Raw genomic sequence first — 10,197 nt, 5'->3', positions numbered from 1 at the left:
TATTCCTCCAGTTGTTGAAGACTGCGGCTGCGAATCTCTTGTTGCAGCTTCTCAATCACTTCACTTACGTCCAGGCTGCCCAGGTCTTTACCACGGCGGGTGCGAACGGCAACTTTGCCAGCTTCCACCTCTTTGTCACCGCAGACCAACATATAAGGGACACGACGTAAAGTGTGCTCGCGGATTTTAAAGCCAATCTTCTCATTTCTCAAGTCCGCTTTTACACGAATGCCTGCATTTTGTAGTTTACGGGTCAATTCGTTAACGTATTCAGACTGAGAATCAGTGATATTCATCACCACAACCTGCACAGGGGCAAGCCATGTTGGGAAGAAACCAGCGAACTCTTCGGTCAGGATGCCAATGAAGCGCTCCAGAGACCCCAAAATTGCGCGGTGAATCATCACCGGTACCTGACGCTCGTTGTTCTCGCCTACATAAGAGGCGCTCAGACGAGACGGCAGAGAGAAGTCCAGCTGTACAGTACCGCACTGCCATGCACGATCGAGGCAGTCATACAGGGTAAATTCAATTTTCGGACCGTAGAATGCGCCTTCACCCAGTTGATATTCAAACGGGATGTTGTTTTCTTCCAGCGCAACCGCCAGATCCGCTTCAGCACGGTCCCACATTTCATCGCTACCGATACGTTTTTCCGGACGCGTTGAAAGTTTGACCACGATTTTTTCGAAACCGAAAGTGCTGTACATATCATAGACTAAACGAATGCATGCGTTCACTTCATCACGCACCTGCTCTTCCGTACAGAAGATATGGGCGTCATCCTGAGTGAAGCCGCGTACACGCATTAAGCCATGCAGCGCACCTGACGGTTCATTACGGTGGCAGCTACCGAACTCCGCCATACGCAGCGGCAGGTCACGGTAGGATTTCAGACCCTGGTTGAAGATCTGAACGTGCCCCGGGCAGTTCATTGGCTTGATGCAGTACTCACGGTTCTCAGAAGAGGTGGTGAACATTGCATCTTTGTAGTTGTCCCAGTGGCCGGTTTTTTCCCACAGCACACGGTCCATCATGAACGGGCCTTTCACTTCCTGATACTGGTACTCTTTCAGCTTGGAGCGAACAAAAGTTTCCAGTTCACGGAAGATAGTCCAGCCGTCATTATGCCAGAACACCATCCCCGGCGCTTCTTCCTGCATATGATACAGGTCGAGCTGCTTACCGATTTTACGGTGATCGCGTTTTGACGCTTCTTCCAGACGCTGCAGGTAGGCATTGAGGGCTTTTTTGTCCGTCCATGCAGTACCATAGATACGCTGCAGCATCTTGTTGTTGCTGTCGCCACGCCAGTATGCACCGGCGGTTTTCATCAGCTTGAAGTAGTGACAGAAACGCATATTCGGCACGTGCGGACCACGGCACATGTCGACGTATTCTTCGTGATGATACAAGCCAGGCTTGTCATCATGCGCGATGTTTTCATCAAGGATGGAAACTTTATAGTTTTCACCACGTTTGACGAAAGTTTCACGAGCTTCATGCCAGCTCACTTTCTTCTTGATGACATCATAGTTTTTCTCGGCGAGCTCATGCATGCGTTTTTCGAGCGCGTCGATGTCTTCCTGGGTCAGCGTATGGTCAAGATCAACGTCATAATAGAAACCGTTGTCAATCACCGGGCCGATCGCCATTTTGGTGTTTGGCCACAGCTGTTTGATCGCATGACCAAGCAGGTGAGCACACGAGTGACGAATGATTTCCAGACCGTCTTCATCTTTTGCGGTGATAAGAGACAGCGTGGCATCGTTTTCAATCAGATCTGAAGCATCAACCAGTTCACCGTTCACGCGCCCAGCGATGGTGGCTTTTGCCAGGCCAGGACCGATGTCCAGAGCAACATCCATTGGGCTTACGGCGTGGTCGTAATGGCGTTGGCTGCCATCAGGAAGAGTAATTACAGGCATTTAATGTCCTTATTTGCAGTGGTGCCCCACACGAAAGAGCACATACAAAACTATATGATTAAATTTATCAACAGGTTATGGATTGATTTCTGCTTCACTCTGCAAAAAATGAGGAGTGTGTACACATTGTGTACCCTGCTCCGCCTGCATCCGCCTGCTGATAACACCGTGGGTTAGTTTACACATCATCAGGACATGATAAAAGCCGCAATTACCTTGTGGGGCGCACACTGCTATCTTTACCAACAATTCTGATACACTACATTAAATCTTAAAGGAAAAAGGACAGAACATGCCCACTCATCGATTCGCAAAAAAACATTGGAAAATGGTGCTGGTACTGATCGCTATCTGTGGCGCAATGCTACTGCTTAGATGGGCGGCGATGATTTGGGGATAATGATGGAAGTGTAAAGGCTAATGGCGCGGAGTTTTCAGTCCATTTTTAACATTCAGACTAGCGCATTAGAATATATACAGAAAATGCTGTTAACACAGATTTATTGACAATATGTGCGACTAAACCCGATTCAGATTTACACTCATAATACAAAGACTGAATTTTAATTAGAAATAAATGGCAGCAAGAAAAACCGGTACCACTCTACCCGGTTTTCTCTGCCGTTATAAATAATTGAACAAAAATCAGATTATTACAGCACAGAAATATTAGGACCAACCACCAGCAACCAGGGTATGTACATTAAAAGCATCATCCATTGACTGGCCGGTAGACTGAGAGCCAGGCGCCATATTAGAGCCCGCTTCAACGTCGTGCGCGCTAGAGATACCAATGTGCTGTGCGGTAGTGGTGTTCGTAGAACTGGCAGGTTGAGCTACTGGTTCGGCAGCAAATACGCCGAAAGAGAGTGCTGACAGCAGAATAGCTGCGGATGCGATTTTGATATTTTTCATAATGTTTATTCTCTGACTTGATTAAGACTTTAGAACGCTAAGGCATCATTCCGCCCTTGAACATAGTCTAGATCCAGATCACACTTTTGCCTAGTCAAAATATTTAGCTATTCGTGTCAAATTTATTGAATATATATGTCAGAAAGGTCGAATGTGGAGATATTATGAAGAACTTGTATTTTTAATAAAATAAAACAGCGGTTGCTTTAAATAATAACACAAAACGATAAATTGAAAATACAGGCCGGGAATTCTCCGGCCTGTAAATTATTACATCGTATAACCAAGCGTCAGCGAGGTACGGCGATCGGTATGATTCGGCGCCGTTGCTGGTGGTTCAGAGTTCCAGGTCACGTTGTAAGCCACTTTCAAACCAAAGTGTTCGTTGATTGCGACATTCAGTGCGGTTTCTGAGTTGACGGTCGTATCATCCGCGCCCAGTACGGATACGCCCTGAGTGAATTTCGCGGTTTGAGTCATCTGCCACGCGTAGGTCGCGGAAGCATAACCCAGCGGCCGAGTTTCTGAATCGCCATCGGTATATTCGTCATAACGAACGCCAGGACCGAATTCAAAACGGAAGCTGTGGATAGGTCCATTCAGGAATTGACGACCATAACCCGCGGTAAACACATCACGCTCATGGTAACCATTGTAGCGGTCGGTCAGCCAGCTCGCCTGACCAAACAGGTAATCTTCATGCGTCATATTGTAACGACTACGCCCCCCTACAGAGTATTTCTCTGAAGAACGTTCATCGTTTGCAGACGTGTTGCTGGCGGTACCCCAAAGGGACCAGGCCGTCGATTCACCGTACCAGGTGAGCGTGGAGTCAGCGGTCGCTGAAGTACTTTTGGTATTACCAGCCTGCGAGAGATAGCCCGCATTGACGTTGCCTTCAAAAGGCTTCTTGGCGGTGCTCGGGTCATCCATGACAGTAAAAACGGTATCACTGGCGGTTGCATATGCAGACGCAAACACGCCCCCCAGCAGCACAACCGCTGCCGGTACTGTCTTCAAAAGCTTCATTTATTAAGGGTCCGTACAACAAAATAGGAGACAATTCCGTCCCGGAAACTTTCGCGAGGATCAACGACGGGGTGGTCCATAGAAAGGCAACAAATTATAAAAAGGCACGTATAACATAGCAATCTATTCTTCTTTCATTTTTTGAATAAGAGACCTCTTAAAGCACGTTTTAATTTATAATAAAAAAGCCGCAGCTTCTTTACGCTTTTCTATAAAAATCAGTCCGTTGATTCTTTCTTTATTCTCTATCCGGTGCCAGACTTAAACGCAATTGTGTTCTAAGCCACTTGTTGGCTTAAAAAGGGAGGTTATCGATATGGTCAAGATCTACACGCTGACGCTCGCCCCTTCACTCGACAGCGCCACCCAAACGCCACAGATTTATCCAGAAGGGAAACTCCGCTGTAGTGCCCCTGTTTTCGAGCCTGGCGGCGGTGGGATTAACGTTGCGCGCGCAATCACCTTTCTGGGCGGCAGCGCGACCGCTATTTTCCCCGCCGGTGGCGCAACAGGTGAACACCTGGTCGCCCTACTTCAGGCTGAAAACGTACCGGTTGAAAGCATCGAAGCACACGAATGGACTCGCCAGAACCTTCACGTTCACGTTGCGGCTAACGGCGAGCAATACCGCTTTGTGATGCCGGGAGCCACGCTCAACGGTGATGAACTGATGAAATTACAGGAAAAGGTTCTGCAAATTGCGCCTGGGTCGCTACTGGTCATCAGCGGCAGTCTTCCGCCTGGCGTTTCCCTTGAGCAGTTCACTGCACTCATTCAAGCCGCCCAACATCATGGCCTACGTTGCGTTATCGATAGCTCCGGTGATGCCCTTACCGCTGCACTGGCGATAGGCCAGATTGAGCTGGTTAAGCCGAATCAGAAAGAACTCAGCGCGTTGGTCCAACGTGAACTTGTACAACCTGATGATGTGCGCAATGCAGCGCTGGAAATCATCCGCAGCGGGAAGGCTCGGCGCGTAGTGGTATCGTTAGGTGCGCAAGGGGCGCTGGCGATTGACGAGCAAAACTGCGTTCAGGTTGTGCCGCCTCCCATCAAAAGTCAGAGCACCGTTGGTGCGGGCGACAGTATGGTTGGCGCCATGACCCTCAAGCTTGCTGAAAATGCGTCCCTCGAAGAGATGGTTCGCTTTGGCGTTGCCGCAGGCAGTGCAGCGACGATTAACCAGGGGACGCGCCTGTGTTCGCAGGAAAATACCCATAAGATTTACGCCTACCTGCAACAGCACTAAATGCTCAAAAATCGGGCTCGTAGCACACGCTACGAGTCGCGAAATCACGGTAATCAACTATGCTAACCAAACTCCATTGTTAACAATGGCGTGCATCACGATGGTTTAACTCACGATCGCCACGGGTGAGCCATCATGCACCTGTCGCAGAAGGCATACGACCTTGTCCCTGCTTTCTACACTCTTTTTACCCGTTGTGCGGTATAGCTCGTATTTTTACCCGGCATTTATGCGCTAACCTTATGATATGGCAGAAAACATGGGGAGAGACATCATGTGGCAAGCGATCAGTAGTCTGTTAGGCGAGCAACTTGGAAGTGGCGAAATCGATCAGCGTACTGAACTGCCCGGCGGAGAGATCCATGCCGCATGGCATATACGCTATACAGGTCGCGATTTTTTCGTCAAATGCGATGAACGAGAGCTATTACCCATTTTCACCGCGGAAGCCGATCAACTTGAACTGCTCTCCCGTAGTAAAACCGTGTCCGTTCCGGAAGTGTTTGTCGTCGGTTCAGACCGCGATTACAGCTTCCTGGTGATGGAGTACCTGCCTCCTCGTCCGCTGGATGCGCATAATGCATTCTTACTGGGTCAGCAGCTTGCCCGTTTGCACGAATGGAGCGATCAGCCGCAGTTTGGCCTCGACTTCGACAACGATCTGTCTACCACCCCACAGCCCAATGCCTGGCAACGGCGCTGGTCCAACTTTTTCGCCGAACAGCGTATTGGCTGGCAACTTGAGCTTGCGGCTGAAAAAGGCATGGAGTTCGGGGATATTGACGCCATTGTTAACCATATCCAGCAGCGCCTGAGCGGCCACCAGCCACAGCCTTCTCTATTGCATGGCGACCTTTGGTCAAACAACTGCGCACTGGGGCCAAACGGGCCGTATATTTTTGACCCAGCCTGTTATTGGGGAGATCGCGAATGCGACCTGGCCATGTTACCGCTGCACCCGGATCAACCACCGCAAATTTACGATGGCTATCAGTCCGTGTCCCCACTTCCGGCAGATTTCCTTGACCGGCAGTCGGTCTATCAGCTTTATACCTTAATTAACCGCGCCATTCTTTTCGGCGGTCAGCACTTTGTCACTGCGCAGAAAGCGTTGGACCACGTTCTCGCTGCATAAAAAAAGCCCCTTTCGGGGCTTTTTTAGTTCATCTGCACGCCTTTCAGGCGGAACTCAATATTCATAATGAGCCCTGTGCCCGGCTTACCGGTTTCATAGCGCCATTTGCGCATAGCCGTTTTCACATCGCGTTCAAACATATTTGACGGTTGAGCGGAAAGAATTTCCACATTTTCGACGCGCCCGTCGGCGGTTACGTCAAATTTCACCCGAACTTTACCTTCGATACGCAGAGCCTGAGCACGCGTAGGGTAACCTGGCTGCGGACGATTAAGCGCGCGCGGGCCAGTGGGCGCATTGACCGATGGCGCACTGGCGCCCGGCAGGTTATTCGCAACGGAGCGCGCTGGCGGCGCATCATTATTCACCGTGGAGAGCGGACGCTGTTCAACCGGTTTAATTTCCGGTTTTGGCTGCTCAACTTTTTTCACCGGCTTCGGTTTAGGTTTTGGCTTAGGTTTCGGTTTATGAATAACGACCGGGGCCTGCGGCACCTCAGGAATAGGTTCCGGTTCTGGCTCGGGTTCAGGCTCAACGATTGGCTGTGGCTGAACCACTGCCTGTGGGGGCTCTAAATCAGCGGGAGCCACCATCGTGATGGTAATCGGCTGAGCGGGTGCGGGCAGTTCAATAACCTGATGTACCGAGGTATAAAGCAGACCGGCCACGACGGCACCGTGAATGCCAACAGAGAGTAACGTCGGCCACGGAAAGCGGCGAGGTAAATCAAGGGTCATTGCAGTCATAATCGTTACAGTTAAAAAATGAGACCCCGATTTTAAATGCAAATGACAATCATATTCAATAAGACATCTTATCTTCGATCAACTTTTTGCCCTTCCTGCCCAAAAAATCCCCGTCCAAACACAACTTTTCACACCGGCAAAACTTTGCATTGCAGTCGCTAGCGCTTTCCCTTAACGTAATCCGCAAATTATTTAAACAGGAGTTCCGCCCGTGCTTTACGTCATCTACGCTCAGGATATCGCCGACTCTCTTGAAAAACGTCTTTCCGTCCGCCCTGCTCATCTGGCTCGCCTGCAGCTTCTGCATGATGAAGGCCGTCTGCTGACCGCAGGCCCAATGCCAGCCGTTGATAGCAACGATCCAGGCGCGGCCGGTTTTAGCGGTTCAACGGTTATTGCTGAATTTGAATCACTGGAAGCCGCTCAGGCATGGGCGCAGGATGACCCATACGTCGCCGCAGGGGTTTATCAGCAGGTTTCAGTAAAACCTTATAAGAAGGTTTTTTAGATTTCAAAAATGTATCATTATTTCATGAAGATACGTAAAAAATAAATTCTTATCATCATTTTGAGGGCGCATTTAGGTACGCATTAATCTAAATGCTCTCTCAATCACAACCACCTGGCCTCCAGTTTGGCAATTACACTAGAAATTTGTATATGCCCATTCTTTGCCCAAGCTCAAACCCTTAAAGATCACCTCGCCTATCTTGCAGTCGGAGGTGAGCATGATATTTCCTATGACCCAGAACAAATTAGTGAGCACAACGTCACACCGGACGCTAATGTCCCGCTACTGAGCAAGCGAGACAGTCAACTACACCTCAACCAGATTTTTTTGAGGTTATGAACCTAGGTGGTATTGGACGAGTGATTTTAAATTATGCGTATTATCTATACTAATCAATAAGTTACTTTGATTTTTCCCATTCACTCTGAAATTACTATTTAATCTATTCAGAGAGTTACCGATTACCAACCACTCCAATGGTGAAGGATTTACAGCCTCTAAGGTCCACAATGAGCGGAGAGCGTGAGTGTCTGGGCTAACCCATAAACAGCGTTCGTTCAATACGACAATTTTTCCTCAATGCTTTGGCACGACCGTTTTGTTTAAAGTCTCTGACAAGCTTTTTCAGCATCAAGTATGCCGTAACCAGTCCCTGCTTTATCTAGGTTGTCAGACGCAGCACTTCACGCCAGTGAATTTCGTTCACTTTCAGATTCAGGGTGGTCGTTGATATCAGTACTGAAGCACCGGGTATTGGTCGGCTTTCCCTGTGATAAATAGCTTCTTATCGTGGATGCCACGATCGTGGACAAATCCCAAACAACCCTCTCCAAGTCTGAATTGAATATCAGAATTCCACGAACAGCGCCACTACAAAATTCTCCCTTTCTTGTTATTTTTATTTAGGTAGAATTGCGAACTGCCTTAAGATTTAACATATTTGACATTAAATTTTTATGGGGATAAAAACTATGGCTGTATGTCCTTTCTGTAGATCACATGTTCATGATCAAGCAGATATATGTAGCTCTTGCAACGCAGAAAAAGTAACCACATTCCGTGGTAATTTTGATCACTCTATTAAAGCAATGCGCCCAATTCTTGGCATGTTTGGTATGGTAGGTATTATATTAGGCCTTCTTATAGGATTTTCCATTGGAATGAAAACTGTGGCATTTTTAGGCTGGGTTTCTGGTGTTATTGTTTTTTTATTAGTAATGTTTGCCCCTGCATTATTAAGAACAGCAGTTGTATGTAGAAATGGAAAGGTTCAGTGGTATAGATAATATCAAAAATACCAGATCGCTACTGATATAATGTTTAATACCTTTACCAACTTAGGGTAAAAATATCATATCACGGTACTCTTGAGTATCGTGATTATATTTTTATCCATATAAAACTCTACCCCAACCGCCCATCATAACTACAATAGTAACTTGATACCAATTGTATAATGAAATTCTTCTAACAAAATCTTTAAAATCATGAGTGTGTTGCTGTTCAAAAGATATCACAATAAAATATTTTAAACATACTGATGCAGTCAATAATCGCCATATTATAGTCTCAGAAAGTGACATAGTGATACCTCTATTTTATTCCCTTCACATAAAATCAGCTTTGGTGGTACAAAATAAAAAAGAATCAGTCAACGGTTTAGATTGCAATACTCACCGTAGTTTGAACGTTCAAGCATGATGAGTATTGATTTATTATTCACATGGATAGAAATAAATGAATCATGACCAGTTCAGTGAGATATTTAATAACAAACACTGAAATCTATTTCGTTTTTATCACTAGGGGTAAATTTATATTCCTTACCATCAGATGTGATTATTTTGAATGAATCTGACATGTTAAAAATTTTGGCAAAACCTTTACCTGTATAGCGATGTGGGTTTCCTTTCACTGGGTCTTTTTTTTCATCTATCAATGTGTAATCATTATTCGTTGAATGTCCAACCAATAATCTTATTGACTTATAAGCACTAATTTTAGGCACCTGGTATAATGTCCCATCAGCATAAAAAATAACATTTGACGACTGATCATCGTTACATGTAAGAGCCAAAAAACTCTTAGAATTCACAGCATCATCGACGTCCCAGTAATGGCCATTTTTATTTTCGTGATGAGTCCATGCCATTGCCGCACCCGAAAAAGCAACCAACATCAGCCCCGTTACTATTCTTTTCAAAATCTCCCCTTATTTTTAACTAATTGGATTACAATTTATAATTTGCATTAATATAATCAATGTAGATATAAAAAACAATCCACGCATTATATTAATTTTAATGTTTACCATAAAAAGTCAACCGTAAAAGCAGATATAACTCCAGCAATCAATAAGACCAACCAAGATATTGCATGAACTTCGACTCTTCACATCACCGGGCAGTCGTCAAACTCTCCCGTTCTGGCATCGTTGATGATGTACGTAATTACTCCAAAAACAGGATGCGACCCTATATAACTCCCTTCATCTTCAGGTAGCTCTTCTCTTCGCCCATTTTCCAGGTTGATCAGATGTGGGGTCGGGTGCAGGCGATAACGCTCTATCCTGAATTCCCCTTCGATAGCACACACAAGCAGTGAACCATCGAATGGAGAAAGCGAAGAGTCGACCACCAGCAAAGCCCCTTGTAAAACTCCTTCCCGAAAATGCGAGCACGCAG

At 46.6% G+C, this 10,197-nt stretch carries 10 protein-coding genes and 2 pseudogenes; 5 read left to right on the top strand and 7 right to left on the bottom strand.

Going from position 1 to position 10,197, the window contains the following annotated elements:
* A partial coding sequence (thrS, locus tag RDN66_RS06970) for a threonine--tRNA ligase (RefSeq protein ID WP_035896278.1) occupies window positions 1–1,928 on the bottom strand: 1,928 nt, incomplete at its 3' end.
* Between the two features lie 292 nt (window positions 1,929–2,220).
* Here thrS and yniD point away from each other — a divergent pair.
* Window positions 2,221–2,328 carry a small membrane protein YniD gene (yniD, locus tag RDN66_RS06965; protein WP_100249959.1) on the top strand — a complete coding sequence of 36 codons (108 nt, stop codon included), beginning with the start codon at window positions 2,221–2,223 and terminating at the stop codon, window positions 2,326–2,328.
* Between the two features lie 269 nt (window positions 2,329–2,597).
* Here yniD and RDN66_RS06960 read toward each other — a convergent pair whose 3' ends face one another.
* Together RDN66_RS06960 and RDN66_RS06955 are read right to left on the bottom strand one after the other, a co-directional pair.
* A complete protein-coding gene (locus RDN66_RS06960; protein WP_035896279.1) occupies window positions 2,598–2,843 on the bottom strand; it encodes a hypothetical protein in 246 nt (81 codons plus the stop codon).
* A gap of 270 nt (window positions 2,844–3,113) precedes the next feature.
* On the bottom strand, window positions 3,114–3,872 hold the full coding sequence (locus RDN66_RS06955) for a YdiY family protein (RefSeq protein WP_248538763.1): 759 nt from the start codon (window positions 3,870–3,872) through the stop codon (window positions 3,114–3,116).
* Between the two features lie 316 nt (window positions 3,873–4,188).
* Between RDN66_RS06955 and pfkB the strand changes: the two genes are divergently transcribed.
* Together pfkB and RDN66_RS06945 are read left to right on the top strand one after the other, a co-directional pair.
* Entirely contained in the window at window positions 4,189–5,121 is a 933-nt protein-coding gene (gene pfkB, locus RDN66_RS06950) for a 6-phosphofructokinase II (RefSeq protein ID WP_035896281.1), read from the top strand.
* Between the two features lie 274 nt (window positions 5,122–5,395).
* Window positions 5,396–6,256, top strand: a complete 861-nt coding sequence (locus RDN66_RS06945) for a fructosamine kinase family protein (RefSeq protein ID WP_202217856.1) — start codon at window positions 5,396–5,398, stop codon at window positions 6,254–6,256.
* A gap of 23 nt (window positions 6,257–6,279) precedes the next feature.
* On the opposite strand, the gene tonB is transcribed toward RDN66_RS06945, so the two are convergent.
* On the bottom strand, window positions 6,280–6,993 hold the full coding sequence (gene tonB, locus RDN66_RS06940) for a TonB system transport protein TonB (RefSeq protein WP_035896283.1): 714 nt from the start codon (window positions 6,991–6,993) through the stop codon (window positions 6,280–6,282).
* A 220-nt stretch (window positions 6,994–7,213) separates the two neighbouring features.
* Between tonB and RDN66_RS06935 the strand changes: the two genes are divergently transcribed.
* Window positions 7,214–7,510 (top strand): YciI family protein, encoded by a 297-nt coding sequence (locus RDN66_RS06935; RefSeq protein ID WP_035896284.1) that lies wholly within the window; start codon window positions 7,214–7,216, stop codon window positions 7,508–7,510.
* Between the two features lie 544 nt (window positions 7,511–8,054).
* Here the strand turns inward: RDN66_RS06935 and RDN66_RS24270 are convergent.
* Window positions 8,055–8,333: pseudogene (locus tag RDN66_RS24270) on the bottom strand (Tn3 family transposase); the annotation flags it as partial.
* A gap of 151 nt (window positions 8,334–8,484) precedes the next feature.
* Between RDN66_RS24270 and RDN66_RS06925 the strand changes: the two are divergent.
* On the top strand, window positions 8,485–8,799 hold the full coding sequence (locus tag RDN66_RS06925) for a hypothetical protein (protein WP_270503901.1): 315 nt from the start codon (window positions 8,485–8,487) through the stop codon (window positions 8,797–8,799).
* 479 nt (window positions 8,800–9,278) lie between these two features.
* On the opposite strand, the gene RDN66_RS06920 is transcribed toward RDN66_RS06925, so the two are convergent.
* Together RDN66_RS06920 and RDN66_RS06915 are read right to left on the bottom strand one after the other, a co-directional pair.
* Window positions 9,279–9,716, bottom strand: coding sequence for a hypothetical protein (locus RDN66_RS06920; protein WP_270503900.1), 438 nt, complete (start codon window positions 9,714–9,716; stop codon window positions 9,279–9,281).
* 188 nt (window positions 9,717–9,904) lie between these two features.
* Window positions 9,905–10,197: pseudogene (locus tag RDN66_RS06915) on the bottom strand (LexA family transcriptional regulator); the annotation flags it as partial.

The organism is uncultured Kluyvera sp., assembly GCF_902485085.1.
Lineage (GTDB): Bacteria > Pseudomonadota > Gammaproteobacteria > Enterobacterales > Enterobacteriaceae > Kluyvera > Kluyvera ascorbata.
Note: the sequence above shows the minus strand (reverse complement) of the source record. Positions and strands in the feature narration are given on the sequence as shown.